Origin of the sequence: Micromonospora sp. WMMD558 (assembly GCF_049315255.1) — a bacterium.
Classification (GTDB): domain Bacteria; phylum Actinomycetota; class Actinomycetes; order Mycobacteriales; family Micromonosporaceae; genus Micromonospora.
Genome location: NZ_CP186061.1, coordinates 5,379,145 through 5,405,350 on the forward strand (window position 1 = coordinate 5,379,145; position 26,206 = coordinate 5,405,350).

General features: G+C 73.8%; 23 protein-coding genes. 2 read left to right on the top strand and 21 right to left on the bottom strand.

Translation table 11 applies throughout. The annotated features are described in order from the left end of the window. Positions 1-26: 26 nt before the first annotated feature. Both ACN26Y_RS25640 and rpe read right to left on the bottom strand, forming a co-directional pair. Positions 27-1,007 carry a GGDEF domain-containing response regulator gene (locus ACN26Y_RS25640; protein WP_155332721.1) on the bottom strand — a complete coding sequence of 327 codons (981 nt, stop codon included), beginning with the start codon at positions 1,005-1,007 and terminating at the stop codon, positions 27-29. Between the two features lies 1 nt (position 1,008). Continuing rightward, positions 1,009-1,689, bottom strand: a complete 681-nt coding sequence (rpe, locus tag ACN26Y_RS25645) for a ribulose-phosphate 3-epimerase (protein WP_155332722.1) — start codon at positions 1,687-1,689, stop codon at positions 1,009-1,011. Positions 1,690-1,945: 256 nt separating this feature from the next. Between rpe and ACN26Y_RS25650 the strand changes: the two genes are divergently transcribed. Then, entirely contained in the window at positions 1,946-2,842 is an 897-nt protein-coding gene (locus tag ACN26Y_RS25650) for a septum formation family protein (RefSeq protein WP_155334293.1), read from the top strand. Between the two features lie 90 nt (positions 2,843-2,932). Next, positions 2,933-3,799, top strand: a complete 867-nt coding sequence (locus ACN26Y_RS25655; RefSeq protein WP_155334294.1) for a septum formation family protein — start codon at positions 2,933-2,935, stop codon at positions 3,797-3,799. Between the two features lie 12 nt (positions 3,800-3,811). On the opposite strand, the gene ACN26Y_RS25660 is transcribed toward ACN26Y_RS25655, so the two are convergent. From ACN26Y_RS25660 to pyrR, 19 genes are all read right to left on the bottom strand, one after another. Then, a complete protein-coding gene (locus ACN26Y_RS25660; RefSeq protein ID WP_370463274.1) occupies positions 3,812-5,434 on the bottom strand; it encodes an RsmB/NOP family class I SAM-dependent RNA methyltransferase in 1,623 nt (540 codons plus the stop codon). Continuing rightward, positions 5,431-6,357, bottom strand: a complete 927-nt coding sequence (fmt, locus tag ACN26Y_RS25665) for a methionyl-tRNA formyltransferase (RefSeq protein WP_155332723.1) — start codon at positions 6,355-6,357, stop codon at positions 5,431-5,433. Before fmt ends, ACN26Y_RS25660 begins: the two co-directional genes overlap by 4 nt. Positions 6,358-6,364: 7 nt before the next feature. Continuing rightward, on the bottom strand, positions 6,365-6,925 hold the full coding sequence (def, locus tag ACN26Y_RS25670; RefSeq protein ID WP_155332724.1) for a peptide deformylase: 561 nt from the start codon (positions 6,923-6,925) through the stop codon (positions 6,365-6,367). Between the two features lie 47 nt (positions 6,926-6,972). Then, positions 6,973-8,238: a cytochrome P450 gene (locus ACN26Y_RS25675; RefSeq protein WP_155332725.1), complete on the bottom strand. Its 1,266-nt coding sequence runs from the start codon at positions 8,236-8,238 to the stop codon at positions 6,973-6,975. 153 nt (positions 8,239-8,391) lie between these two features. After that, complete coding sequence (locus tag ACN26Y_RS25680; protein WP_155332726.1) at positions 8,392-9,375, bottom strand: AAA family ATPase; 984 nt, start codon at positions 9,373-9,375, stop codon at positions 8,392-8,394. A 134-nt stretch (positions 9,376-9,509) separates the two neighbouring features. Beyond that, on the bottom strand, positions 9,510-11,474 hold the full coding sequence (locus ACN26Y_RS25685; protein WP_155334296.1) for a primosomal protein N': 1,965 nt from the start codon (positions 11,472-11,474) through the stop codon (positions 9,510-9,512). Beyond that, positions 11,471-12,664 (bottom strand): methionine adenosyltransferase, encoded by a 1,194-nt coding sequence (gene metK / locus ACN26Y_RS25690; RefSeq protein ID WP_422733659.1) that lies wholly within the window; start codon positions 12,662-12,664, stop codon positions 11,471-11,473. The genes ACN26Y_RS25685 and metK overlap by 4 nt, the downstream gene beginning before the upstream one ends. A gap of 88 nt (positions 12,665-12,752) precedes the next feature. After that, entirely contained in the window at positions 12,753-13,961 is a 1,209-nt protein-coding gene (coaBC, locus tag ACN26Y_RS25695; RefSeq protein WP_155332728.1) for a bifunctional phosphopantothenoylcysteine decarboxylase/phosphopantothenate--cysteine ligase CoaBC, read from the bottom strand. Between the two features lie 14 nt (positions 13,962-13,975). Continuing rightward, positions 13,976-14,242, bottom strand: coding sequence for a DNA-directed RNA polymerase subunit omega (rpoZ, locus tag ACN26Y_RS25700; protein WP_013285517.1), 267 nt, complete (start codon positions 14,240-14,242; stop codon positions 13,976-13,978). 43 nt (positions 14,243-14,285) lie between these two features. Continuing rightward, complete coding sequence (locus ACN26Y_RS25705) at positions 14,286-14,819, bottom strand: guanylate kinase (RefSeq protein ID WP_155332729.1); 534 nt, start codon at positions 14,817-14,819, stop codon at positions 14,286-14,288. A gap of 26 nt (positions 14,820-14,845) precedes the next feature. Continuing rightward, positions 14,846-15,163 (bottom strand): integration host factor, actinobacterial type, encoded by a 318-nt coding sequence (gene mihF / locus ACN26Y_RS25710; RefSeq protein ID WP_007458370.1) that lies wholly within the window; start codon positions 15,161-15,163, stop codon positions 14,846-14,848. 173 nt (positions 15,164-15,336) lie between these two features. Continuing rightward, positions 15,337-16,176 carry an orotidine-5'-phosphate decarboxylase gene (pyrF, locus tag ACN26Y_RS25715; protein ID WP_155332730.1) on the bottom strand — a complete coding sequence of 280 codons (840 nt, stop codon included), beginning with the start codon at positions 16,174-16,176 and terminating at the stop codon, positions 15,337-15,339. A gap of 207 nt (positions 16,177-16,383) precedes the next feature. Further along, positions 16,384-17,667, bottom strand: a complete 1,284-nt coding sequence (locus ACN26Y_RS25720) for an adenosylmethionine--8-amino-7-oxononanoate transaminase (RefSeq protein ID WP_155332731.1) — start codon at positions 17,665-17,667, stop codon at positions 16,384-16,386. Between the two features lie 123 nt (positions 17,668-17,790). Beyond that, positions 17,791-18,801 (bottom strand): quinone-dependent dihydroorotate dehydrogenase, encoded by a 1,011-nt coding sequence (locus ACN26Y_RS25725; protein ID WP_422733660.1) that lies wholly within the window; start codon positions 18,799-18,801, stop codon positions 17,791-17,793. Positions 18,802-18,895: 94 nt separating this feature from the next. Further along, entirely contained in the window at positions 18,896-22,243 is a 3,348-nt protein-coding gene (gene carB, locus ACN26Y_RS25730) for a carbamoyl-phosphate synthase large subunit (protein WP_155332733.1), read from the bottom strand. Continuing rightward, positions 22,243-23,412, bottom strand: coding sequence for a glutamine-hydrolyzing carbamoyl-phosphate synthase small subunit (gene carA / locus ACN26Y_RS25735; protein ID WP_155332734.1), 1,170 nt, complete (start codon positions 23,410-23,412; stop codon positions 22,243-22,245). Before carA ends, carB begins: the two co-directional genes overlap by 1 nt. Beyond that, a complete protein-coding gene (locus ACN26Y_RS25740) occupies positions 23,409-24,686 on the bottom strand; it encodes a dihydroorotase (protein ID WP_366603268.1) in 1,278 nt (425 codons plus the stop codon). Before ACN26Y_RS25740 ends, carA begins: the two co-directional genes overlap by 4 nt. Next, the gene (locus ACN26Y_RS25745) at positions 24,683-25,609 is read right to left on the bottom strand and encodes an aspartate carbamoyltransferase catalytic subunit (protein WP_155332736.1); all 927 of its coding nucleotides are present in this window, start codon (positions 25,607-25,609) and stop codon (positions 24,683-24,685) included. The genes ACN26Y_RS25740 and ACN26Y_RS25745 overlap by 4 nt, the downstream gene beginning before the upstream one ends. Further along, positions 25,606-26,190, bottom strand: a complete 585-nt coding sequence (gene pyrR / locus ACN26Y_RS25750) for a bifunctional pyr operon transcriptional regulator/uracil phosphoribosyltransferase PyrR (RefSeq protein WP_155332737.1) — start codon at positions 26,188-26,190, stop codon at positions 25,606-25,608. Before pyrR ends, ACN26Y_RS25745 begins: the two co-directional genes overlap by 4 nt. Between the last annotated feature and the right edge of the window lie 16 nt (positions 26,191-26,206).

Sequence of the window (26,206 nt, forward strand, 5' to 3'; positions counted from 1 at the left end):
GGGGCGACTGTCGCCACCCTCGCGAGCTACTTCACATGACGATCGCTCGGATCGGCCACGCCGCGGCGCCGGTCCACCGCCACGTACGAGCCGGGCTGGCTCTTCGCCACCGTCTTCATCTCCGAGGCGATCGTCATCGCCTCCAGGGGGCTGGTGATGCGTTTGTCGGCGTCCGAGACGGAGACGCCGATCGAGAGCGTGACCAGGGCGGCGCGGCGCAGGTTGCCGCGCCGGTCCTTCAGCTCGACGTAGCCGCGGGCGGCGTCCGACGGGTCGTACAGCGCGTCGGCGGCCTTCTCGAAGTCGGCCGAGACCCGCGAGGTGAGCGGCCGGACCTGCTCCGGCGTGCAGACGAAGACGAAGTCGTCACCGCCGACGTGCCCGAGGAAGGCCGGTGGGAGGCCCACCGACACCACGGCCCGGTGCAGGCTGCGGGCCAGCGCGGAGATGAAGTCGTCGCCGCGGACGAAGCCGTACCGGTCGTTGACGCTCTTGAACCGGTCGATGTCGATGTAGCCGACCGCGTAGTCCGAGCCGACCCGGACGCGGTCGGCGATCTCCCGGCGGATCCGGCTGTTGCCGGGCAGCCCGGTCAGCGGCGAGACCTCGCGGAACTCCTTGTTGCGACGGAGGGTGGAGCTGACCCGGGCCACCAGTTCGGCGGTGTCGAAGGGCTTGACCAGGTAGTCGTCGGCGCCGGCGCTGAGGCCGTGCACCTTGTCCACGGTGAGCCCCTTGGCGGTCAGCATGATCACCGGCAGCGCCGCGGTCATCGGGTCGGCGCGCAGCCGCCGGGTCAGCTCCAGGCCGTCGACGCGCGGCATCATCAGGTCCACCACGGCGAGGTCGGGACGCTGACGCCCGATCACCTCGAGGGCCTCCTGGCCGTCGCTGGCGTGGATCACGTCGTACCCGTGCAGGCGGAGGTTGAACTCGACGAAGCGCGCGATGTCCTCGTCGTCGTCGACGACGAGGATGACGTCCGGGCGGTCGCCGGCCGGGTCCACCTCAGGCCCCGGAAGCCGCGCGTTCCGCCATGGCCCGCAGTTTCCGGACGGCCTCGGCCGGGTCGTCCGCGCCGTAGACGGCGGTGCCGGCGACGAAGGCGTCGGCACCGGCCTCGGCGGCCTGGGCGATGGTGTCGGCGGCGATGCCGCCGTCGACCTCGATGCGCACCTCCAGGTGGCCGGCGTCGACGTGCCGGCGCGCCGTGCGCACCTTGTCGAGGAGGTGCGGGATGAACCGCTGCCCACCGAAGCCCGCCTTGATCGTCATGATCAGCAGCGTGTCGAAGCTGGGCAGCAGGTCCAGGTACGGCTCGACCGGAGTGTCCCGGTCGATCGCCAGCCCCGCCTTCGCCCCGGCCGACCGCAGGTCCTTGGCCAGCGCCACCGGGTCGTCACAGGCCTCCGCGTGGAAGGTGACGTTGTACGCCCCGGCGTCGGCGTACCCGGGGGCCCACCGGCGCGGATCCTCGATCATCAGGTGCACGTCGAACGGGAGCTTCGTGGCGGCCCGCAGGCTCTGCACGACCGGCAGCCCGATGGTCAGGTTCGGCACGAAGTGGTTGTCCATGACGTCCACGTGCAACCAGTCGGCGGCATCTTCGACGGCACGGACCTCGTCGGCGAGGCGGGCGAAATCGGCGGCCAGGATGCTCGGCGCGACGATGGGCGGCGGTACGGTCACGGGGCCAGTGTACGAACGCGGCCACCAGCCGCCGCCGGCACGGCACCAACCGGGACGCCCTGTGACCCAGCGGTGACCAGTGGTGCAGAATTGGCCGTTCCGGACGGGTGAATCCGGACGAAGGGTCATTCGTGACTGGCTGGATGACGGAAACACGGCAAAACTCCATGAGGGACGGTGACGTGGGCCGCACGACCACCTGGCGCGCCGGCCGGGTCCGCGGTGGCCGGCCGTCAGCTCCCGGAAAGGGCGGATGATGCGACGGTGGCTTCCTCTCCGAGCGGTGGCGCTGGCCGGCGCGGCCGCGCTCCTGCTCGGCGGCTGCGTACGGCCCGGCGGATCCGACGGCGACCTCACCGACGACTGGCCCGCGCTGGCCGAGGCGCGGCTGTTCGTCCCGGCCGCCGGGGTCTGCCTCCCCCGGATCACCGCCGTGGTGCAGGCGAGCACGTACGAGACGGTGGACTGCGCCCGCAACCACCTGGCGGAGGCCGTACACGTGGGCACGTTCACCGGCCCGGTCGCCGACGGCGCCCGCCGGCCCGAACCGGGCTCGCCGGACCTGCGCGCCGCCCGCGCCGAGTGCGACCAGCGGGTCCGCGAGGTGCTCGGCGGTGACTGGCACTCCGCCCGCCTCACCATGAACATCGCCCTGCCGTCCGTTCCCGCGTGGACCGGTGGCGCCCGCTGGTTCCGCTGCGACCTCAGCGAGACCGACAGCATCGACAACACCCGGCCGGTCAACCGGACCGGGAGCCTCCGCGGCGCGATGCTCGGCGACTCCGCGCTGATCCACCGCTGCTTCGACCCCAAGCTGATCGGCGAGAACCTCAACTACATGGCACCGGTGCTGTGCACCGAGCCGCACCGGGCCGAGTTCGTCGGCGTGTACGTGGAACGCGACATGAGCTGGGCGGAGTTCACCCGCAACGAGCAGCAGGCACACCAGCGCTGCATGGCGCTCATCGCCGCCTTCGCCGACGTGCCCAACAACAGCGACCTGCCGTACCGGGCCGGCTCGATCTTCTACCCGCCGTCCCAGCGGGAGTGGGAGGAGGGCGACCGGGGCGTGCGCTGTTTCCTGTGGAGTGACGACCGGAAGCTGACCCGCTCGATGCGCGGCGCGGGCCCGCAGGGGCTGCCGGCGATCTGACGTATGCTCCCGCTCCGTGGCCGGCATCGACGATGCCGCGTCTACCGGGCGACGGGAGGTCGGAGGGTGAAGCGACGCTGGTTCGCGGGAATGGCGCTCGGCGTGGTGGTCGTGGCGCTCACCGGCTGCGTCGCGCCGCCGGCCGGCACCGACGGTGACCTGGTCGACGACTGGGCCACGATCAGCGCCCCGACCGCCTTCGTCCCCGAGGCGGGGACGTGTCACGCGCACGTGGCCCGGGTCGGCTACCTCGGGGCGTACGACCCGGTGCCGTGCGAGCGGCCGCACCGGGTGGAGACGCTGCACGTGGGCACGCTGACCGGTGCCGGCGCGACGGGGACGACGCCGCCGTCGCCCGGCTCCGCCGGGACGCGCACCGCGCACGCCACCTGCGACCGGGAGGCCACGCGGGCGCTGGGCGCGGACTGGCGCAGCGGCCGGGTCGGCCTGTCCGTGGTGTTCCCGTCACCGGCCGCCTGGACGGGTGGGGCCCGCTGGTTCCGCTGCGACGCGGCGGAGATCCGGAGCATGGACGACCCGAGCGTGGTCACCCGCACGGCCCGTCTCGGCGGGGCGCTGGCCGGCTCGTCGCCGCTGCGGCACACCTGCTTCAACCCGGCCGTCAAGGACGACCGGATCATTCGGATGGCCCCCGTGTCGTGCACCCGCCCGCACCACGCCGAGTTCGTCGGCGTCTGGGTCGCGCCGGACACCAGCTACGCGGCGTTTACCAAGAACGACCGCCGCGTCCGCGACGGCTGCCTGGCGCTGATCGCCGCGTACGCGAAGGTGCCGCGCGGCGAGGTCCGCTTCCGCACCGGTTCGATCTGGTACCACCCGCTCGAGGCGGAGTGGCGCGACGGCAACCGCGGCGTGCAGTGCTTCCTGTGGGTGAGCGAGCGCAACCTCACCCGCTCGATGAAGGGCGCCGGCCGTTCAGGCCTGCCGATGGGCTGAGCGCCGGCCGCGTCAGCCGCGGCGCAGCACCGCGAGGAACATCGCGTCGGTGCCGTGCCGGTGCGGCCACAACTGCACCGTCGGCCCACCGCCGAGCCCGGGCATCCCCGCCGGCAGCAGCGGGCGGGCGTCGACGAAGTCGACCGGCACCCCGGCCCGGCGGGCCGACTCGGTGACCGTCACGTGCGTCTCGACGGTGTGCGGCGAACAGGTGACGTACGCGACCACACCGCCGGGGCGCACGGCCCGCAGCGCCGCCCCGAGCAGTTCCCGCTGCAACCGGGTCAGCGCCGGCAGGTCCGACGGCTGCCGGCGCCAACGCGACTCGGGCCGCCGGCGCAGCGACCCCAGGCCGGTGCACGGCGCGTCGACCAGCACCCGGTCGAAGTGCTCCTCCGCGAGCTTCGGGTGGTCGCCGACGGCGCGGCCGTCGGTGTTCAGCACGGTCACCGGCAGATCGCGGGTGGCCTGCGCGACGAGGCGGGCGCGGTGCTCGGACACCTCCACCGCGGTGAGCCGCGCCCCCCGCTGGGCGGCGATGGCGCCGAGCAGGCCGGACTTGCCGCCCGGGCCGGCACACAGGTCGAGCCACCGCCCGTCCGGCCCGTCGAGCGGGGCCACGGCGAGGGCGTCGGCCACCAACTGGGAGCCCTCGTCCTGCACGTGCGCCCGGCCCTCGGTGAGCGCCGGCAGGTCGCCCGGCGCGCCGCCGCCCAGGTAGACCGCGTACGGGGAGAACGCGCCGGGCGCGCCGCCGACCTCGTCGGCCAGCTCGACCGGGTCGGCGAGCCCGGGGCGGGCGCACAGGTGCACCGGCGGGCGTTCGTTGTCCTCGATGAGCAGGCGGGTGGTCTCACCGAGGTCGCCGCCGAGCGCCTCGGCGAACGCCCGCACGATCCACTGCGGATGGCTGTGCGCGAGCGCCAGGTGGCCGACCGGGTCGGTGTCCATCGGCGGGGCGAGCTTCGCCACCCACGCGTCGACGTCCCGACCGGCGACCTCGCGCAACACCGCGTTGGCGAACCCGGTCGCGCCCGGCCCGACGGTCCGGACCAGGTCGACGGTCGACGAGACGGCGGCGTGCGCGGGCACGCGGGTGTGCAGCAGCTGGTACGCCCCGAGCCGCAGCGCGTCGCGGACCGGGGGGTCGATCCGGGCCACGTCCCGCCCGGCGGCGTCGGTGAGGATCGCGTCGAGGGTGCCGAGGTGGCGCAGTGTGCCGTAGGTCAGCTCGGTGGCGAAGGCGGCGTCACGGCCGGCCAGCCCAGCGTCGCGGAGGATCGCCGGGAGCGCCAGGTTGGCGTACGCGTCATCCCGGTTGACCGCCTCGATCGCCTCGTACGCGGCGTACCGGGGCCGGTCGGCGGGTCCCGGACGGCGACCGGGGCGTGCGCCCCCGGTGGTGGCACCGCGCTCCGGGCGGCCGGCGCCCGCCCGCCGGTCGTCGCGGGGCGCACCGGCCCGCCGGGGCGCGGCGCGGTCCGGCCGGCCACCGGTGGCCCGCCCGAACCGGGTGGAGCCGGGCTCGTCGGCCCGACCGAGACGGGCGGCGTCCGGGACGCCCGCGGGGCCGGCGTCGAAACGGCCGCCGCGGGGGTTGTCGGGACGGTCGGAGCGGTCGGCGCGGTCGGTCACGCGAAGACCTCCCCGGCGGCGACCCGGGCGCCACGCGCCCAGTCGCTCGCCGGCATGGCCTTCTTGCCGGCGGCCCGGACCTCGCCGAGGCGCACCGGCGTGGTGGCGGTGCCCGCCAGCACCCGGGACTTCTCCACCAGCAGTTCCCCCGGCTTCAGGTCGGGACCGTCGGCGACCGGCGTCACCGGGCCGAGCTTCACCCGCTCGTCGCGGAAGGTGGTCCACGGGCCGGGGGCGGGGGTGGCGGCGCGGATGCGGCGGTCCACCGCGAACACCGGGTCGGTCCAGCGGACCCGCGCGTCCTCGACGGTGAGCTTCGGCGCCAGGGACACCCCGTCGGCCGGCTGCGGCTCGGCCCGAGCGGTGCCGTCCTCGATCGCGTCGAGCACGGCGACCAGCAGGCCGGCGCCGGAGTGGGCGAGCCGCTCCAGCAGGTCCCCGGAGGTGTCGGTGGCGCGGATCTCGTCGGTGACGGTGCCGAACACCGGCCCGGTGTCCAGCCCCTCCTCCAACTGGAACACGCTGGCGCCGGTCAGCTCGTCGCCGTGCAGCACCGCGTGCTGCACCGGCGCCGCGCCCCGCCACGCGGGCAGCAGCGAGAAGTGCAGGTTGATCCAGCCGTGCCCGGGGATCTCCAGGGCGGCCGGCGGGACCAGCGCCCCGTACGCCACGACGGGCACGCAGTCGGGCGCCAGCTCGCGCAGCCGGTCGAGGAACTCGGGCTCGCGCGGCCGGGCGGGGGTGAGCACCTCGACGCCGTGCTGGTCGGCCCAGGCGCCCACAGGGGAGCGGGACAGCCCACGACCGCGCCCGGCGGGGGCGTCCGGCCGGGTGACCACGGCCACGAGCTCGTGGCGGGAGGCGGCGACCGCCTCCAGAGCGGGGACGGCGACGGCCGGCGTGCCGGCGAAGATCAGGCGCATCGGCCGGTCACCGCCCCAGGCCGAAGGGGCTGCTGGCGGCGTGCGGGCTGAGTTTGACCGTCGGCGGGGCGGCCGGGTCGTACCACTCGGCCTGGCGGATCGCCTTCATGGCCGCCTTACGGCCGGCCGCGTCGAGCCGGTCGACGAAGAGGACACCGTCGAGGTGGTCGGTCTCGTGCTGCACGCACCGGGCCATCAGGCCGGCGCCGACGATCTGCATCGGGTCGCCGTAGCCGTTGAAGCCCTTGGCGATGACGTTCTGCCGACGCTTGGTGTCGAAGTAGAGCCCGGGAATGGAGAGGCAGCCCTCCGGGCCGTCCTGCTCCTCTTCGTCGGGGAATTCGAGCACCGGGTTGACCAGGTGGCCGACCACGTCGTCGACGTCGAAGGTGAACACCCGCAGGCCCACGCCGAGCTGCGGCGCCGCGAGGCCGGCACCGTTCTGCTCGCGCATCGTGTCGGTCAGGTCGGCGACGAGCTTGCGCAGCTCGACGTCGAAGTCGACCACCGGATCGGCCGGCGTGCGCAGCACCGGGTCGCCGAACAGACGGATGGGCTGGACGGTCACGCGGGGTGGCTCCTTCGTGGGCTCGGCGACGGGCGTGCCGTACCAGTCTACGGAGTGGCCGGGCCGGCCCCGGCCGGCGTACCGCGATCGCCGACCGCCGCGGCGACGGTGACCGGGAGGGTGTCGTAGCCACGCAGCGTCAACCGGGTCCGGCGGCGGGGCGTGCCGGCCAGCGCCAGGCCGGGCAGCCGGCGCAGCAGCAGCGGGAAGGCGACCTGCGCCTCCAGCCGGGCCAGCCCGGCGCCGAGGCAGTAGTGCGGGCCGGCCCCGAAGGAGAGCGGATGCGGCTGGGCGCGCCACGGGTCGAACCGGGCCGGCTCCGGGAAGCGCCGGGGGTCGCGGTTGGCGGCACCGAGCAGCAGCAGCGCCCAGCTGCCGGCCGGCAGCTCCGTGCCCCCGACCCGGGCCGGCGCGTCGCTGCGGCGGGTGGTGAGCTGGACCGGGGAGTCGTACCGGAGCAGCTCCTCGACGTGCGCCGGCGCGAGGTCGGGGTGCGCGCGCAGCGCGGTGGCCTCCCGGGGGTGGTCCAGCAGCACGACCAGGCCGTTGCCGAGCAGGTTGGTGGTGGTCTCGAAGCCGGCGACCAGCAGCACCACGAGGTTCGCCAGCAGCTCGTCGCCGGAGAGCCGGTCACCGTCGGCGTCGTGCACCTGCACGAGGGCGGTGGTCAGGTCGTCGGCGGGTGCCCGCCGTCGCGCCGCGACCAGCTCGGCGAAGTAGTCGCTCAGCTCGGTGGCGCCCCGGTCCGCCACCGCCAGGTCCTCCGGGGTGATCTCCGGCTCCAGGATGCCGGTCAGGTCGGCCGCCCAGCGGCGGAACAGCGGCCGGTCCTGCGCGGGTACGCCGAGCAGCGCGCAGATAACCCCCACCGGCAGCGGGTACGCGAAGTCGGCCATGACGTCGACCGGCGTGCCGTCCCGTCCCCGCTCGGCCATCGCGTCGACGAGCTGGTCGGCCTGCGCCGCGACGACGTCCCGCATGGCGGCGACCCGGCGTGGCGTGAAGGCCCCGGCGGCGAGCCGGCGCAGCCGGGTGTGGTCCGGCGGGTTGGTCCGCAGCATCGAGCGGGAGATCGACGCGACGGCCGCGCTCTGCCGCCATCCGGGCCAGAGGTTGTCCCGCAGGTCGTCGTCGAGCACGCCGAACCGGGCGTCGCGCAGGATCGCGTCGGCTTCCGCGTACCCGGTGACCACGAAGAAGGCGGGCGCGGCCTCCACCACCGGCCCGTGCGCGCGCAGCCGCTCGTACGTCGGGTACGGGTCGAGCCGCCCCTGCGGCGACATGAGCAGTGCGACCGCCTCGGATGCGTCCATGGGTCGCCTCCCGCGTCGAGGGGTGCCGGAGGCTCCATCATGCGCGCGCGGCGGCCCGCCGTCAGCCCCGCCGAGGCACGGGCCGCCGGTGCGGGTCGCGCCGACGCCACGGGGCCGGGAGCCCGGCCGAGGCGGGCCGGGCCGACCCGGCGGTCAGGAACCGGCGCCGGGCTCGCCCGCCAGCACGGCGCCGCGCCCCAGCAGGGCGTGCTCCGGCAGCGGCAGCTCGATCTTGTGGGCCGCCTCCCAGTCGTGGATCAGGCTGGGCCGCACCTGGGCGGTGAAGTAGTCGATCGCGCTCATCCCGCCGACCACGGGCTCGTCCACCTCGGCGACCAGCCGCGCGGGCACCATCCGGAACCCGTTCTGGAGCGCGGCGCTGAGCCGGCGGTGCCCGTCGACGACGAAGAAGTACTCGCCGGTGTAGCCGATCCGCAGCGGTTCGAGGGCCTCGTCGCCGGCCGCGGCGACGTCGTCGACGAACTCGGTGTCCCACAGGTCGCGCAGGGCGGCGATGTCCTCGGTCGGGTAGACCCGGGCCGGGTCGAGCAGCAGCAGCGGCGGGGTGTCCCGCAGCACGTCCGGGCAGAGCCGCCCCTCGTACGCGTCGACGATGTGCTCGATCACGTCCTCGGCGGTGGCCCGGGTGGTGTCGCAGATCAGGTCGTAGTTCCGCAGCCGGGCCTTGTCCACCCCGTACCGGACGATGAACCGGCCGCGCTCGCTCTCGCTGCGCTCCTTGAGCCTGGCCTTGGCCTCCTCCAGGGAGGTGTAGCTCTCGGCGGGGCCGGAGGGCCGCAGGAGCACCCGGCGGGCCGCCTCGCCCGGCTCGGTGATCATGTGGACCTTGAGCGCGTCGGTGAAGAAGTGCCAGGCCAGCCGGGAGTCCATGACGAGGCTCTCGCCGGAGGCGGCGATGTCCCGCTGGAGCTGGTCGACGTAGCCGTCGACGGCCTGGTCCAGCTCGGCGTGCAGGTTGAGCTGGAGGGCGGTCATCTGCCGCTCCTGCGCCATCTGCCGGTAGAGGTCGCCGACACTGACCCGGCGCATGCCGAGGCGCTTGGCGATCTCCACGGAGACGGTGCTCTTGCCGCTGCCGAGGTCACCGTTGAAGACGATCGACTGACGAACGGTCACGACTGGTCCACCTCTGATCACCGGCTGATGACGGGCGATGCTATCACCCGTACCCGGGTCACTTCCCACACAGCGTGTCCGCCACACCCGCTTCGGTGACGGACGGTGATGACCGTGGCGCGGCGTGCGACCGGTCAGAACAGGGCGAGGGGGTCGACCTGGAGCCGGACCGGGTCGGCGGCCTTGCGGGCGGCGCGCACCCCGGCCGCGGCGTGCAGCGCCCCGGCGAGGGCGGCGGCGCGGGCCCGGGGCACCCGGACCAGCATCCGTTCCCGGTCGTCGTCGGCGGGGACGGGGCCCAGCACCTCCGCGTCCTCGGGCAGCCGGGCCTCGGCGAGCAGGTCGGCGACGGCGGCCGGTGGGCCGGTGACGCTGGCCATCCGGACCGCCGGGGGGAAGCCCAGGTCGCGGCGCTCGGCCAGTTCCCGGGCGGCGAACCAGGCCGCGTCCCACCGCAGCAGCGCCTGGACCGGGGCGAGCCCGCCGTCGGCGACGACCACCACCCGGCCGCCGGCCGCCGCGGGACGGGCCAGTGCGGCGGCGCCGAGCCACCGCCGTAACGCCTCCTCCCCCGCCCGCAGGTCGGCGCGGGTGAGCAGCGCCCACGAGTCGAGCAGCAGCACGGCGCCGTAGCCGCCGTCGGCCACCGGCTCGGCGCCCGGGGTCGCGATGACGAGGCCGGCACCGCCGGGCACGGTCGCGAGGACCTCCTCCCGCCCGGAGGTCCGTACCGGCACGCCCGGGAACGCCCGGCCCAGTTCCTCGGCGGTCCGCCGGGCGCCGGTGACCGAGGCCCGCAGGCGCCGTCCCCCGCACTCCGGGCAGGCGTACGCGGCGGCGACGCGCCCGCACCAGCGGCAGGCGGGAGCCCCCTCGGCGGACGGGAGGGCCAGGGGGCCGGCGCAGTGTGGGCAGCGGGCCGGAGTGCGGCAGGTGGCGCAGGCCACCGACGGCAGGTAGCCGCGGCGGGGCACCTGGACCAGCACCGGGGCGTCGGCGCGCAGCGCGTCGCGGGCGGTGGTCCAGGCAAGGCTGGGCAGCCGGGCGGTGGCCGCGCCCGGGTCGCGGGCCAGTTGCGGGTCGTCGCCGGTGGGGGCGATGGCCGGGGTACGGGCGCGGACCGTGGCCCGGTCGGCCACGACCTCGCGGGCCCATCCGGTCTCGACGAGCAGTTGGGCCTCGGCGGTGCGGGCGTACCCGCCGACCACGGCGGCGACGTCGGCGAGCTGGGCGCGGGTCAGCAGCACCTCGCGGGCGTGCGGGTAGGGGGCCCGGGGTTCGGCGTGCAGGTCGTCGCCGTCGTCCCAGATGGCGACCAGACCGAGCCGGTGCACCGGGGCGAACATGGCGGCCCGGGTGCCGATCACGACCGGGACGTCGCCACGGCGGGCGGCGAGGAACGCCCGGTACCGCCGGGCCGGACCGAGCGCGGCGGTGAGCTGGACGTGCCGGCCGGGACCGAGGGCGCCGGTCAGGGCCGCGTCGAGCCGGTCGAGGTCGCGCGCGTCGGCGACCACCACCACGGCGCCTCGGCCACCGGCGACGGTCGCGGCGACGGCCTCCGCGTACCGGGCGGGCCAGTCCTCGCCGGGGAGCGCGGACCAGACCGCGCGGGCGGGGCGGCCGTCGGCGAGGGCCCGCAGCAGGGCCGGGCCGGCGGGGTAGTCGCGCCAGCCGTCCGGTACGGGAGGCGCTTCGCCCGCCTCGGGTGGCTGGTGGGGTTCCTTCTCCACCCGGGCGTGGCGGGGCGGGACGGCGAGGCGGAGCACGTCGGCGAGGCTGCCGGCGTACCGGTCGGCCACCGCGCGGGCGAGCCGTGCGATCTCCGGCGCGAGCGCCGGTTCCGGGGAGACGACCTTGTCGAGGTACGCGAGCCGGGGGTGCTCGGACGCGTCGGCCCGCTCCAGCAGCCAGCCGTCGACGAGTTGGCCGGCGAAGCGGACCTTCACCCGGGTGCCGGGGGCGGCGTCGGCGTCGAGGGCCTCGGGCACCAGGTAGTCGAAGGGGCGATCGAGGTGGGCCAGCGGCACGTCGACGCAGACACGAGCGACCGGCGACCCCTCGGCGGGTCGCCGGTCGCTGCGCGTGGTGCCGCTCAGGCTCCCGCTACCGACTTGAGGTCGGCGGCGCGGTCGGTGCTCTCCCACGTGAAGTCGGGCAACTCCCGACCGAAGTGCCCGTACGCGGCGGTCTGCGCGTAGATCGGCCGCATCAGGTCCAGATCCCGGATGATCGCCGCCGGCCGCAGATCGAACACCTCCGTGACCGCCTTCTCGATCCGCTCCACCGGCACCGTCTCCGTGCCGAACGTCTCGATGAACAAACTCACCGGATGCGCCTTACCGATCGCATACGCCACCTGCGCCTCACACCGCTCCGCCAGACCCGCGGCGACCACGTTCTTCGCCACCCACCGCATCGCATACGCCGCCGACCGGTCCACCTTCGACGGATCCTTACCCGAGAACGCCCCACCACCGTGCCGCGCGTACCCGCCGTACGTATCCACGATGATCTTCCGACCGGTCAGCCCGGCATCACCCATCGGACCACCGATCTCGAACCGGCCCGTCGGATTCACCAACAACCGGTACCCCTCGGTATCCAACCCCAGCGACTCCACCTCCGGCGTGATCACATGATCCCGAACATCCGGGGTGAGCAGCGACTCCAACGAGATGTCCGCCGCATGCTGGCTGGACACCACAACAGTGTTCAACCGCACCGGACGCAGACCCTCGTACTCGATCGTCACCTGCGTCTTACCATCCGGCCGCAGATACGGCACCGTGCCGTCCTTACGCACCTGCGCCAACCGCCGCGACAACCGATGCGCCAACGCGATCGGCAACGGCATCAACTCCGGCGTCTCCGAACACGCGAAGCCGAACATCATCCCCTGGTCACCGGCACCCTGCGCGTCCAACGCACTCTCCGACGCACCCGTACGCAACTCGAACGCGTTGTCCACACCCTGCGCGATGTCCGCCGACTGCGCCCCGATCGACACACTCACCCCACACGAGGCACCGTCGAAACCCTTCTTCGACGAGTCATAGCCGATATCCAGGATCGTGCGACGCACGATCGTCGGGATGTCGGCATACGCCTTCGTGGTCACCTCACCCGCGATGTGCACCTGACCAGTCGTGATCAACGTCTCCACCGCGACCCGACTCCGCGGATCCTCCGCCAACAACGCATCGAGGATCCCGTCACTGATCTGGTCGGCGATCTTGTCGGGATGGCCTTCCGTGACCGATTCGGAAGTGAAGAGGCGGCGTGTCACGGCACTCCTAAGTTTGGAAAGGTCGTTCCGCGGCAGTGTAATCACCCGCGTCCGGAGTCGGCCTCTTCGGTCGTGCCCGTTCCAGCCGTCAGGAACGGCCGACGAGCCGGGCGACGACCAGATCCCAGACGCCTTCGGCGAGGTCTTCCTTGGACTGCTCGGGCATCCGGCTGACCGAGCCGTCCGCGCCGATGACCGTCGCCGCGTTGGTCTCGGCGCCGAAGACCTTGTCCGGGCCGACCTCGTTGATGACGATGAGGTCCGCCCGCTTGCGGGCGAGCTTCGCCCGGCCGTTGGCCTCGGCGTCGCCGGTCTCCGCGGCGAACACCACCAGCACCTGCTCCGGGCGACGGCGCTGGCCGAGCTCGGCGGCGATGTCCGGGTTCGTGACGAGCTCGATCGTGGGCGCGCTGCCGTCGTCCGATTTCTTGATTTTGCCAGTCGCGTACGTCGCCGGGCGGAAATCGGCCGGAGCGGCCGCCATGACCACCGCGTCGGCGTCGACGGCGGCCTTGAGCGTCGCCTCGCGCAGCTCGCTCGTCGTGCCGACCCGCACCATGTCGACGCCGGCCGGGTCGGGCAGCGTGACGTTCGCCGACACGAGCGTCACCCGGGCTCCCCGCGCGACGGCGGTGCGGGCGAACGCGTACCCCTGCTTGCCGGAGGAGCGGTTGCCGAGGAAACGGACCGGGTCGAGGGGCTCCCGGGTGCCGCCCGCGGTGACCACCACGTGCCGGCCGGCCAGGTCCGCCGGGGCGGCGACGCCGCGCGCGAGGGCGCGCCGAGCCACGGCGAAGATCTCCGCCGGGTCGGGCAGCCGTCCCTTGCCGGTGTCGGCGCCGGTGAGTCGGCCGACCGCCGGTTCGATGACCCGCACGCCGCGGGCCCGCAGGGTCGCGACGTTGGCGACGGTGGCCGGGTGCTCCCACATCTCGGTGTGCATCGCGGGGGCCAGGACGACCGGACAGCGCGCGGTGAGCAGTGTGTTGGTGAGCAGGTCGTCGGCGAGCCCGTGGGCGGCCTTGGCGAGCAGGTCGGCGGTGGCCGGCGTCACGACCACCAGATCCGCCTGCTGGCCGAGCCGCACGTGGGGAACCTCGTGGACGTCCGACCAGACGTCGTCGGCGACCGGCTGCCCGGAGAGCGCCGCCCAGGTCGGCGCCCCGACGAAGCGGAGCGCCGACGCGGTCGGGACGACGCGGACCTGGTGGCCCGATTCGGTGAAGAGCCGCAGCAGCTCGCACGCCTTGTACGCGGCGATCCCGCCGCCGACCCCGAGGACGATCCGGGGAGACATCGGGCTGGTGCGGGTTACGGCTGGTCGGTGGGCTCGGCGGTGAGCAGGCCCGCGTTGATCTCGCGCATGGCGATGGAGAGCGGCTTCTCCTGCGGGGTGGTCTCGACCAGCGGGCCGACGTACTCCAGCAGGCCCTCGCCGAGCTGGCTGTAGTAGGCGTTGACCTGCCGCGCACGCTTGGCGGCGAAGATGACCAGCGCGTACTTCGACGTGGTCTTCTCGAGAAGCTCGTCGATCGGCGGGTTGGTGATGCCTTCGGGGTTGGTGGCGATGGATCCCACGTGTTGACCTCTGCGTCTGTCACACCGCGCGCGGTGCTGGCGGTCAACCGCGCACGCGCGGTCGCGCCGGAGCCAGGAAGGAAGAACCGAACAATCCTACCAGCTTGTCCACGACCCGCTCGGTGAGGTCGTGCGCCACGGTGTGTTCGAAGTGGCCCGCCGTGACCGGATCGGGCCGGGTGCCGGGCGGATGCAGCAGGATCAGCCGGGCGTCCGGCACCGCCGCCCGGACCAGCAGCGCGCCGGCCAGGTCGAGCGGCAGCAGGACGGGATCACCGCCGGCGAGCCGCGACCGCAGCGGCTCGCCGGGCGTGCCCCGCCGGTGCGGGCCGGTGCGGCTCCACTCCAGCAGGCCGCCGACGGTGACGAGCCGGTCGAACTCGGCGGGGGTGAGGAAGACGCGGTCGACGCCGTCCACCTCGTGGTCACGCCGGGGCCGGGTGGTCGCCGGCACCGGCGTCCACACGGCGGGAGAACGCGCCCGGACCAGCGCGGCGACACCGTCCCGGCCGGAACCCGAAGGCCCGGTCAGGACAGTGAGCCGAGCCACCGGGCGCGTCTCGCCATCCGTGCTCACTGCTTGTTTCTACACGGCTGCCGGCCTCAGTTGGCGGCGAACTCTCCAAGCAGGGCCTTGCGCTGCTGCTCGCCGAGGCCACGCAGGCGCCGGCTGTCGGCGATCTTGAGCTTCTCCATGATCTGGGTCGCCCGGATCTTGCCGATGCCCGGCATCGCCTGCAGGACGGCGGACACCTTCAGCTTGCCGACGACGTCGTCGGACTCGGCCCGCTCGAGAACGGCTCCGAGGGTGGTCTTGCCCTGCTTGAGCTGCTCCTTCAGCTCAGCGCGGGCCTTGCGGATCTCCGCGGCCTTCTCCAGCGCGGCTGCGCGCTGCTCGGGGGTCAGTGACGGGAGCGGCACCAGTTCTCCTCAGGTCCCTATCGCGACGGGCGGGACGCACCGCCGCACTGTGAAACGTGGTGTCGCTGTGAACCAAGGTGTCCTTGGTTCCCAGCGCGGGGAAAACTAGCGGTCAGCGGAGCTTTCGGCAACGTGGACGCGCGATGATCAACAGAAAGTGACCGAGCCGTCAGTCAGTCGCGGCCAGCCAGGACGGCCCGGCAGTCGGCCAGGACGCGGTCCGTGGCGGCCCGCAGGGCGGTCACGTCGGGGCCCGCGTTCAGCACCTCGCGGGAGTACGACGGCAGCACCGCGGGCAGGCTGGAACCGAAGACGACGCGCAGGTCGGACGCGCTCCCACCCTGCGCGCCGAGGCCGGGCGCGAGCAGCGGACCGTTGACCGTGGAGAGGTCGTGGCCGGTCTCGCCGATGGTCGCCCCGACCACCAGGCCGAAGCTGCCCAACGGCTGCGCACCCGCGTTGAGCTGGGAAATCTCGTCGATTACGGTCTGCGCGACGGTCCGCCCGTCGGCGGCGCGGGCCCGCTGGACGGCCGCCCCCTCCGGGTTGGACGTGAGCGCCAGCACGAACACGCCACCCCCGTTGGCGGCGGCCAGCTCGAACATCGGCGCGAGTGAGCCGACGCCGAGGTACGGGCTCGCCGTCACCGCGTCGACATAGAGCGGACTCGATGGATCGAGGTACGCGGACGCGTACGCGGCGACCGTCGAGCCGATGTCACCGCGCTTGACGTCGAGCAGAACGAGCGAGCCACAATTTCGTAACTGTCGGATAGTTGACTCTAGGATTGCCACGCCACGGGCCCCGAACCGCTCGAAGAAGGCGGACTGGGGCTTGACGACCGCGACCCGGTCGCCGAGGGCCTCCACCACCGTCCCGGCGAACCGTTCGAGGCCACGCACGTCGTCGTCGAGCCCCCACCGGGCGAGCAGACCCGGGTGGGGGTCGATGCCCACGCACAGCGGTCCCCGCTCGCTGACGGCCCGGTGCAACCGGGCGCCGAAGGTCTCCATCGCTGCTCTCCCTCTCCGCGCCCGCAGCGCGCATCGTCGTCGTCTCGGGGCGGCAGCACGCCGCCCCCGCCACCACCGCGCCCGCCCGGGCGCGTCGACTGCACCGACGGCCACGTGCCCGCCCGCGTCCGTCGCCGCCCCCGCGGGCGCTTCCCGGCGGGCGGCCCGCGCCGCCCGCGTACTCCCCCACCGGCCGGAACCGGCCGGTCAGCCGGCCTTCACCGCGGCCGCGACCCCGGCGGCGATCCGGACCACGTCGGCGTCGTCGGTGACGTACGGCGGCATGGTGTAGACCAGGTCCCGGAACGGCCGCAGCCAGACGCCCTCGCCGGCCGCCGCGGCGCTGGCCACCGGGAGGTCCACATCGTGGTCGAGCTGCACCACGCCGATCGCGCCGAGCACCCGTACGTCCACCACGCCCGGCGCGCCACGCAGCGGCTCCAGGCCGGCCCGCAGCCCCGCCTCGATCCGCTGCACCTCGCCCGGCCAGTCCCCGGCCCGCAGCAGGCCGAGGGAGGCGTTGGCGACCGCGCAGGCGAGCGGGTTGCCCATGAAGGTGGGACCGTGCGCGAGCACACCGGCCCGGGAGATGCCCCGGGCGATCTCCGGGGTGCAGAGGGCTGCGGCCAGGGTCAGGTACCCCCCGGTGAGCGCCTTGCCCACACAGAGGACGTCAGGGGCCACCCCGGCGTGCTCCGCGGCGAACATCGCACCGGTCCGGCCGAAGCCGGTGGCGATCTCGTCGAAGATCAGCAGCACCCCGTGGGCGCGGGTGACCTCCCGCAGCACCCGCAGGTAGTGCGGGTGGTGGAAGCGCATCCCACCGGCCCCTTGGACGACCGGCTCGACGATGACGGCGGCTAGCTCGTGGGCGTGCCGCTCGACCGCGTCCGCGAGCGCCGCCTCGTACGCCGGGTCGGGCGGCGTGTCGAAGCCGCCCGGTGGCACCGGGGCGAACACCTGCCGGGGCAGCACGTCGCCCCACAGGTGGTGCATGCCACCCTCCGGGTCGCAGACGCTCATCGGGTGGAACGTGTCGCCGTGGTACCCGCCCCGCCAGGTGCCCAGCCGGCGGCGCTCCGGCCGGCCGGTGGCCCGCTGGTACTGGAGGCACATCTTCACGGCCACCTCGACGCTCACCGAGCCGGAGTCGGCGAGGAAGACGTGCTCCAGGCCGTCCGGGGCCAGCTCGACGAGGGTGCGGGCGAGCGTGACCGCCGGCTCGTGGGTCAGCCCGCCGAACATCACGTGGCTCATCCGGCCGAGCTGGTCGGTCACCGCCTCGTCGAGCACCGGGTGCCGGTAGCCGTGGATCGCCGCCCACCAGGACGACATGCCGTCCACCAGCTCCCGCCCGTCGGCCAACCGCAGCCGTACGCCCTGCGCGCTCTCCACGACGTACGGCGGGCTGGCCGGTGGCACCGCCGCGTACGGGTGCCACACGTGCGCCGCGTCGACGGCCTGGATCCGCGCGATCTGCTCGGGAGTCACCTGAGTTCCTTCCTGCCCGGACCGGTCGCGGCGCCGGGGCCCGCCCGCCCCGGGAACGCGCCGGCGGGCCGGGTGACCCCGGCGGGTCCGCTCCGGCGCGGCCGCCTCACCGGGTCGGGACCTTCACGCCGCCGCACGGGCGGCGGCACGGACCAGGGCCGGTCCCCGGTAGATGAGGCCGGTGTACAGCTGGACCAGGGACGCGCCGGCGTCGAACATCCGGGTGGCGTCGTCCGGGTCGAGGATGCCGCCGACACCGACGATCGGCAGCCGGCCGCCGGTCTCCCGGTGCACGAACGCAACGACCTCGCGGGCCCGGGCGGCGAGGGGACGGCCGGACAGGCCGCCGGTCTCGGCGCCGCGCGCCCGGTCGGCCGGGGCCAGGCCGTCGCGGGCGAGGGTGGTGTTGGTGGCGATCACCCCGGCCGCGCCCCGGGCCAGGCAGACCTCCAGCAGCTCGGCGACCGCCGGCTCGGTGAGGTCCGGTGCGATCTTCACCAGGACCGGCTTCTCCCCCACCAGGGCGCCCAGCAGCGCGTCGAGGTGCGCCCGGTCCTGCAACGAGCGCAGGCCCGGCGTGTTCGGGGACGAGACGTTGACCGCGAAGTAGTCACCGTGGTCGCGCAGCGCGCGGTACGACGCCCGGTAGTCCTCGACCGCCTCGTCGAGGGGGGTGACCTTGGACTTGCCGAGCGAGATGCCCAGCGGCACCCCGATCGGGCGGGGCAGCGCCGCCAGCCGGGCCGCGAGGGCCGCGGCGCCGGCGTTGTTGAAGCCCATCCGGTTCACCACGGCCTCGCTGTCGCGCAGGCGGAACAGCCGCGGCCGGGGGTTGCCCGGCTGCGGGTGCGCGGTGACGGTGCCGACCTCGACGAACCCGAAGCCCAGCGCCGGCCACGCCGGCAGCGCCGCGCCGTCCTTGTCCATCCCGGCGGCCAGCCCGACCGGGTTGGGGAACTCCACGCCGAAGACGGTCCGGGGCGCCCGCACGGCGTACCGGGCCCGCAGGACCGCCAGCGCGGCCGGCACCCGGGCGAGGCCGGCGAGCCGCCGCAGCGTCCACTCGTGCGCCGCCTCCGCGTCCCCACCCCCCACCCGGAACAGAACCGGCCGCACCCCCCGCTCGAACATCACCGTCGGCCCCCCACCGTGTTGATCATGAAGTTGGCGGGTGGATCGGAGATCAACCCACCCGTCAACTTCATGATCGACGTGGGTCGGGCGGGGGTCACCGGCGGGCCCGCAGGGACGCGTGGAGGTCCTGGAGCGGGCGGACCTGCATGTCGCCCCGGATACGGGCTTCGATGCCCATCACCGCGGCGGCGGCGCCGGGGACCGTGGTGATGCAGGGGATGTCCGCCGTCACCGCGGCGCTGCGGATCTCGTACCCGTCGGAGCGGGCGCTGGCGCCGGAGCCCTGCGGGGTGTTGACCACGAGCGCGACGTCGCCGCCGAGGATCATCGACACCGCGTCCTCGCCCTCGCCGGACTCGTAGTGCTTGCGGATCTGCTCACAGGCGATGCCGTGCCGGCGCAGCACCTCGGCGGTGCCGGCCGTGGCGACGATCTCGAAGCCCAGGTCGGCGAGGCGCTTGATCGGGAAGATCATGCCGCGCTTGTCCCGGTTGGCGACCGAGACGAAGATCCGGCCGCCGGTCGGCAGGGAGCCGTACGCGGCGGACTGCGACTTGGCGAAGGCGTGCCCGAAGGCGGTGTCGATGCCCATCACCTCGCCGGTGGACTTCATCTCCGGGCCGAGCAGCGAGTCGATCCCCTTGCCGGTGGGCGTGCGGAAGCGCTTGAACGGCAGGACCGCCTCCTTGACCGCGATCGGCGCGTCCGGCGGGAGGGTGCCGCCGTCCCCGTCGGCTGGGAGCAGGCCCTCGGCACGCAGTTCGGCGATGGTGGCGCCGAGCGCGATCCGGGCCGCCGCCTTCGCCAGCGGCACCGCCGTGGCCTTGGAGACGAACGGGACGGTCCGCGAGGCGCGCGGGTTCGCCTCCAGGACCCAGAGCTGGTCGTCCTTGAGGGCGTACTGCACGTTGAGCAGGCCCCGCACGCCGATGCCCCGGGCGATCGCCTCGGTGTAGCGGCGGACCTGGGCGACGTGCGAGCCGGCCAGGGTGATCGGCGGCAGCGCGCAGGACGAGTCGCCGGAGTGGATGCCGGCCTCCTCGATGTGCTCCATCACGCCGCCGAGGTAGACCTCGCCGTCGGCGTCGCAGAGCGCGTCGACGTCGATCTCGATGGCGTCGTCGAGGAAGCGGTCCACCAGCACCGGGTGGTCCGGGGAGATGTCGGTGGCCCGGCCGATGTAGTCGCGCAGCGTGGGGTCGTCGTACACGATCTCCATGCCGCGCCCGCCCAGCACGTACGACGGGCGGACCAGCACCGGGTAACCGATCTCCTCGGCGATCGCCTTGGCCTCGTCGTACGAGGTGGCGGTGCCGTGCGCCGGGGCGCGCAGGCCGGCCCGGGCCAGCAGCGACCCGAACGCGCCCCGCTCCTCGGCGAGGTGGATCGACTCCGGGGAGGTGCCGACCACCGGCACACCGGCGTCCTTGAGCCGCTGCGCCAGGCCCAGCGGGGTCTGCCCGCCGAGCTGCACGATCACCCCGACCACGCCCGGGCCGCCGGCCGCCCTGCCGGAGGAGTCCTCGGCGTGCCACACCTCCAGGACGTCCTCGAAGGTCAGCGGCTCGAAGTAGAGCCGGTCGGCGGTGTCGTAGTCGGTGGAGACGGTCTCCGGGTTGCAGTTGACCATGACGGTCTCGAAGCCGACGTCCCGCAGCGCCATCACCGCGTGCACACAGGAGTAGTCGAACTCGATGCCCTGCCCGATCCGGTTCGGCCCGGAGCCGAGGATCAGCACCTTCGGCCGGTCCGAACCGCGTACCTCGGTCTCCGAGTCGTACGACGAGTAGTGGTACGGGGTGGTCGCCTCGAACTCGGCGGCGCAGGTATCCACCGTCTTGTAGACCGGGCGGACGTCAAGGCGGTGCCGCAGCGTACGCACGCCGTCCTCGGCGGCCAGCTCGGGGCGCAGCGCGGCGAGCTGGCGGTCGGACAGGCCGGCCCGCTTCGCGCGGCGCAGCAGGTCCGCGTCGAGCACCGGCGCGTCCACGATCTCGGCCCGCAGCTCGACGAGGCCGGCGATCTGGTCCAGGAACCACGGGTCCATGCCGCCGGAGGCGGCGGCCACCTCGGCGATCGACGCGCCCAGGCGCAGCGCCCGCTCGACGGTGTAGAGCCGCCCGTCGTGCGGCATGCGCAGCGCGGCGAGGGTGTTCTCCTTCGTGGCGCCGTCCGGGTCGGGCAGGGTCCAGAAGCCGGCCGCCTTCGTCTCCATCGAGCGCATCGCCTTGTTGAGCGCCTCGGTGAAGTTCCGGCCCAGGCTCATCGCCTCGCCGACGGACTTCATCGTGGTGGTGAGCTCCGGGTCCGCGCCGGGGAACTTCTCGAAGGCGAACCGGGGAATCTTCACCACCACGTAGTCCAGGGTCGGCTCGAACGCCGCCGGGGTCTTGAGGGTGATGTCGTTGGGGATCTCGTCGAGGGTGTAGCCGATGGCGAGCTTCGCGGCGATCTTCGCGATCGGGAAACCGGTCGCCTTCGACGCGAGCGCCGACGAGCGGGACACCCGCGGGTTCATCTCGATCACGACGATCCGGCCGTCGGCCGGGTTGACCGCGAACTGGATGTTGCAGCCGCCGGTGTCCACCCCCACCTCGCGCAGCACGGCGATGCCGAGGTCCCGCAGGCGCTGGTACTCCCGGTCGGTCAGCGTCATGGCCGGGGCCACGGTCACGCTGTCGCCGGTGTGCACGCCCATCGGGTCCACGTTCTCGATCGAGCAGACGACCACCACGTTGTCGTGGCGGTCGCGCATCAGTTCGAGCTCGTACTCCTTCCAGCCGAGCACGCTCTCCTCGATGAGCACCTCGTGCACCGGGCTCGCGGCCAGGCCGGCGCCGGCGATGCGCTCCAGGTCCTCGTCGGTGTGGGCCATGCCGGAGCCGAGGCCGCCCATCGTGAAAGACGGCCGGATCACCACCGGCAGGCCCAGGTCGGCGACGGTGTCGCGCACCTCGTCCATCGAGTGGCAGACCCGGGACCGGGGCACCAGGGCGGCGGGGTCCTCGACGCCGATCCGGACGCCCGCCTTGGCGACGATGTCCTTGAACAGCTGCCGGTCCTCGCCGCGGCGAATGGCGTCGATGTTCGCGCCGATCAGCTCCACGCCGTACTTCTCCAGCACGCCCGCCTCGTGCAGGGCGACCGCCGTGTTGAGCGCGGTCTGGCCGCCCAGGGTCGGCAGCACCGCGTCCGGACGCTCCCGGGCGATGACCAGCTCGACGAACTCGGGGGTGATCGGCTCGACGTACGTGGCGTCGGCGAACTCCGGGTCCGTCATGATCGTCGCCGGGTTCGAGTTGACCAGGCTGACCCGGATCCCCTCGCTGCGCAGCACCCGGCACGCCTGGGTGCCGGAGTAGTCGAACTCGCAGGCCTGACCGATGACGATCGGCCCGGAGCCGATCACCAGGATGTGCTTCAGATCGGTCCGCTTCGGCATTACTTCCCGCCTTCGCTGTGGTTCCGGTCGAGGCCGCCGCCCTCGATCAGTTCGGCGAAACGGTCGAAGAGGTAGTCCGCGTCGTGCGGGCCGGCCGCCGCCTCCGGGTGGTACTGGACGGTGAAGGCGGGCACGTCCCTGGCCCGCAGCCCCTCGACCACGTTGTCGTTGAGGCAGACGTGGCTGACCTCCACACCGCCGAACTCGGTGTCGATCACCTGGTTGGGCACGACCGCCCCCGGCTCGGCGCCGGGGAACCGCACCGCGAAGCCGTGGTTGTGACTGGTCACCTCGACCTTGCCGGTCGCCCGGTCCAGCACCGGCTGGTTGATCCCGCGGTGGCCGTATCCCAGCTTGTACGTGCCGAAGCCGAGCGCCCGCCCGAGGATCTGGCTGCCGAAGCAGATGCCGAACAGCGGCACCTCGCGGGTCAGCACCTCGCGGGCCAGCGCCACCGGCCCGTCCGCCGTGGCCGGGTCACCCGGGCCGGGCGAGAAGAACACCGCGTCGGCGCCGGTGGCGAGCAGGTCGTCGATCGTCGAGTGGGCGGGCAGCACGTGGGTGGTGACCCCGCGGGCGGCGAGCCGCCGCGGCACGTTGCGCTTGATGCCCAGGTCGAGGGCGGCGACGGTGAACCGGTGCTCCCCCACCGCCTCGACCACGTACGGCTTCGGGGTGGTCACCTCGGCGGAGAGGTCCGCGCCGACCATCTGCGGCGACTGGCGCACCCGGGCCAGCAGCGCCCGCGGGTCGGTCTCCACGCTGGACACACCCACCCGCATGGCGCCGCGCTCGCGCAGGTGGCGGGTCAGCGCGCGGGTGTCGACGCCGCTGATGCCGACCACGCCCTCGGCGGCGAGCCGGTCCTCCAGCCCGCCGGTGGCGCGCCAGTTCGAGCCGATCCGGGCGGGGTCGCGGACGACGTACCCGGCGACCCAGATCCGGCCGGACTCGTCGTCCTCGCCGTTGACCCCGGTGTTGCCGATGTGCGGCGCGGTCTGCACCACCACCTGGCGGTGGTAGGACGGGTCGGTCAGCGTCTCCTGGTAACCGGTCATGCCGGTGTTGAAGACCGCCTCGCCGAAGGTCTCCCCGACGCTGCCGTACGCCTCACCGTGGAACGTGCGCCCGTCCTCCAGGACGAGGATCGCCGGTCGTCTACGGGTCACTTCACTGCCTTTCCGTCCAGGACCGTCGGCTCGCCGCGCAGGAAGGTCGCCACGATGCGACCCGGCAGCGTCATGCGGGCGTACGGGGTGTTGCGGCTGCGGCTGGCCAGTTCCGCGGGCTCGATCGTGCGGCGGGCGGCCGGGTCCACCAGGGTCAGGTTGGCCGGTACGCCCGGCCTCGGGTCGTGGCCGTGGTCGGCCAGGCCGGCGATGCGCGCCGGGGCGCGGGACATCCGCTCGGCGACGAGGTCCCACTGCGGGCCGAGCACGTCCAGCGCGATCGACAGCGCCGTCTCCAGGCCGAGCATGCCCGGCCGGGCGTACGCCCACTCGCACTCCTTGTCCTCCACCGCGTGCGGGGCGTGGTCGGTGGCGATGACGTCGATCACGCCCTCGGCCAGCGCGGCACGCAGCGCGGCGATGTCGGTGGTGGTGCGCAGCGGCGGGTTGACCTTGTAGACCGGGTCGTAGGTGGCCGCCTTCTCGTCGGTGAGCAGCAGGTGGTGCGGGGTCACCTCGGCGGTGACCCGGACCCCCCGGGCCTTGGCCTGGCGCAGCACCTCGACGCTGCCGGCGGTGGAGACGTGGCAGATGTGCAGCCGGCTGCCGACGTGCTCGGCGAGCAGCACGTCCCGGGCGATGATCGCCTCCTCGGCGACCGCCGGCCAGCCGGTCAGGCCGAGGCGGGTGGACACCTCCCCCTCGTGCATCTGGGCGCCCTCGGTCAGGCGGGGCTCCTCGGCGTGCTGGGCGATGATCCCGTCGAACGCCTTCACGTACTCCAGCGCCCGGCGCATCAGCCGGGGGTCGGCGACGCAGTGCCCGTCGTCGGAGAAGATCCGCACCCGGGCGGCGGAGTCGGCCATCGCGCCCAGTTCGGCGAGGTGCTCGCCGGCCAGGCCGACGGTGACCGCGCCGATCGGCTGCACGTCGACCAGCCCGGCCTCCCGGCCCAGCCGCCACACCTGCTCGACCACGCCGGCGGTGTCGGCGACCGGGGAGGTGTTCGCCATCGCGCACACCGCCGTGTAGCCGCCGAGCGCCGCCGCCCGGGAGCCCGACTCGACGGTCTCGGCGTCCTCGCGGCCCGGCTCGCGCAGGTGGGTGTGCAGGTCGACCAGGCCGGGCAGGGCGACCAGGCCGGTGCCGTCGACCACGGTGGCGTCGGACGCCGCGAGGCCCGTGCCGGTCTCGGCCACGACGCCGTCGCGGATCAGCAGGTCGGTCGGTGCGCCGCCGACGACACTCACGTTGGTGATCAGGTACGCGCTCACCGGTTGTTCCCTCCGAGCAGCAGGTAGAGGACGGCCATCCGGACGGAGACGCCGTTGGCGACCTGTTCGACGATGGTGGAGCGGGGCGAGTCGGCGACCTCGGGGGTGATCTCCATGCCCCGGTTCATCGGGCCGGGGTGCATGACGATCGCGTGATCGGGCAGCCGGCGCATGCGCGGGCCGTCGAGGCCGTAGCGGCGGGCGTACTCGCGGGCGGACGGGAAGTAGGAGTCGTTCATGCGCTCGCGCTGCACCCGCAGCATCATCACCACGTCCGACTGGGGCAGCACCGCGTCCAGGTCGTACGAGACGTCGGTGCCGGGCGCGAGCGCCTGCGCGATGTCCACCGGGATGAGCGTCGGCGGGCCGACCAGGGTGACCTTCGCGCCGAGCGTGGACAGCAGCAGGACGTTGGAGCGGGCCACCCGGCTGTGCAGCACGTCCCCGACCACCGCGACCGAGAGACCGGCGAGCCGGCCCAGCCGGGAGCGCATCGTGTACGCGTCGAGCAGCGCCTGGGTCGGGTGTTCGTGGGTGCCGTCGCCGGCGTTGACCACCGAGCCGTCCACCCAGTCGGCGAGCCGGTGCGGGGCGCCCGAGGCGGGGTGCCGGACCACCACGGCGTCGGCGCCCATCGCCTGGAGGGTGAGCGCGGTGTCCTTGAGGCTCTCGCCCTTGGCGACGCTGGAGCCCTTGGCCGAGAAGTTGATCACGTCGGCGCTGAGCCGCTTCGCGGCGGCCTCGAAGGAGATCCGGGTGCGGGTGGAGTCCTCGTAGAAGAGGTTCACCACCGTCCGGCCCCGCAGCGCCGGCAGCTTCTTGACCTCGCGGCCGGCCACGGTCGCCATCTCGGCGGCGGTGTCCAGGATCCGGGTGGCGGTGGCGGCGTCCAGGTCGGCGCCGGAGAGCAGGTGACGGATCATGCGGTGGCTCCCCCGTACAGCTTGACCTCGTCCGCGCCGTCGGTCTCCGCGAGGGTGACCTTCACGCTCTCGGCCAGGGAGGTCGGGATGTTCTTACCGACGTAGTCGGCGCGGATCGGCAGCTCGCGGTGGCCGCGGTCGACCAGGACGGCGAGCTGGACCGACGCCGGGCGGCCGACGTCGTTCAACGCGTCGAGCGCCGCGCGCACGGTGCGGCCGGAGAAGAGGACGTCGTCGACGAGCACGACCCGCTTGCCGTCGATGCCGCCGGCCGGCAGCTCGGTCGGCCCGATCGCGCGGGTGGCGTGCCGACGCAGGTCGTCGCGGTAGAGGGTGATGTCGAGCACGCCGACCGGGACGTCGACGCCCTCGAAGGCGCTGATCCGGGCGGCGAGCCGCCGGGCGAGGGGTGCGCCCCGGGTGGGAATGCCGAGCAGGACGGTCTGCTGGGCGCCCTGGGTCTTCTCCAGGATCTGGTGGGCGATGCGGTCGACCACGCGCTGCACGTCGGCGCTGGTGAGGATCACCTTCACCGAGGGTTGCGGCGCGGTCGACGACCGGGCAGCCGGTGGGTAGGCCACGGCGGACCTCCTTCCC

Bases quoted from the DNA above. Each gene is read 5' to 3' on its own strand.
- ACN26Y_RS25650 (WP_155334293.1), top strand. From the start codon at position 1,946: ATGCGACGGTGGCTTCCTCTCCGAGCGGTGGCGCTGGCCGGCGCGGCC.
- ACN26Y_RS25655 (WP_155334294.1), top strand. From the start codon at position 2,933: ATGGCGCTCGGCGTGGTGGTCGTGGCGCTCACCGGCTGCGTCGCGCCG.
- fmt (WP_155332723.1), bottom strand. From the start codon at position 6,357: ATGCGCCTGATCTTCGCCGGCACGCCGGCCGTCGCCGTCCCCGCTCTG.
- ACN26Y_RS25675 (WP_155332725.1), bottom strand. From the start codon at position 8,238: ATGGACGCATCCGAGGCGGTCGCACTGCTCATGTCGCCGCAGGGGCGG.
- coaBC (WP_155332728.1), bottom strand. From the start codon at position 13,961: ATGTCTCCCCGGATCGTCCTCGGGGTCGGCGGCGGGATCGCCGCGTAC.
- pyrF (WP_155332730.1), bottom strand. From the start codon at position 16,176: ATGGAGACCTTCGGCGCCCGGTTGCACCGGGCCGTCAGCGAGCGGGGA.
- carB (WP_155332733.1), bottom strand. From the start codon at position 22,243: ATGCCGAAGCGGACCGATCTGAAGCACATCCTGGTGATCGGCTCCGGG.
- ACN26Y_RS25745 (WP_155332736.1), bottom strand. From the start codon at position 25,609: ATGATCCGTCACCTGCTCTCCGGCGCCGACCTGGACGCCGCCACCGCC.